This is a genomic window from Sphingomonas sp. CCH9-F2 (assembly GCF_001556735.1).
Lineage (GTDB): Bacteria > Pseudomonadota > Alphaproteobacteria > Sphingomonadales > Sphingomonadaceae > Sphingomonas > Sphingomonas ginsenosidimutans.
Genome location: NZ_LSJO01000244.1, coordinates 1 through 448, shown reverse-complemented (window position 1 = coordinate 448; position 448 = coordinate 1). Strand labels below are relative to the sequence as shown.

Below are 448 nucleotides of genomic sequence, written 5' to 3'. Positions count from 1 at the left end.
GCTCGACCAGCCCGGCTTTCTGGACGAGGCCGCCCAGCTCGATCAGGTGGCGCGTTCGTTCGCGGCGTTGCACGACCCAGACCCTGCTATCCGTTCGCCGTTGCGTTGCTTCCGCCCGCAGCGTCGCCGCCCGGTTCAATCGTAGTGCCCGATCCGTCGATCGCAGCAGCGCCGCCACCTTTGCGCCCGCGCCGCTGAAAGAAAGCAGCGCCATCAGAGCGCCACGCCTCCCGATTGCCAGCAATCTGCGCTTCGGCGATGACATGGAGCAGGCCGCCCGCCAGCGTCTCGGCATCGAGTGCATCGGCCCCGGTTGCAGCGACAAGCTGGCCGAGCTGTTCGACCCGCTTCGCCTTGAGTGAGCGTGCCTTGTCGTTCAGCGCTTTTAGTTCGGCATCGTAATCGCGAACCTTCCGCATCGGCTTTACCTTTCCGCGCACTATCTGGC

The 448-nt window shown here is 65.4% G+C and carries 2 protein-coding genes; both read right to left on the bottom strand.

Annotation, left to right across the window (positions count from 1 at the left end):
- On the bottom strand, positions 1–121 hold a 121-nt coding region (locus AX685_RS23070; RefSeq protein WP_231738660.1), incomplete at its 3' end, for a conjugal transfer protein TraD.
- Complete coding sequence (locus AX685_RS07300) at positions 87–419, bottom strand: conjugal transfer protein TraD (protein ID WP_066659358.1); 333 nt, start codon at positions 417–419, stop codon at positions 87–89. The genes AX685_RS07300 and AX685_RS23070, both read right to left, overlap by 35 nt.
- Positions 420–448 lie beyond the last annotated feature (29 nt).

Excerpts from the sequence above, each read along its gene's own strand:
- AX685_RS07300 (WP_066659358.1), bottom strand. The coding sequence starts at position 419 with ATGCGGAAGGTTCGCGATTACGATGCCGAACTAAAAGCGCTGAACGAC.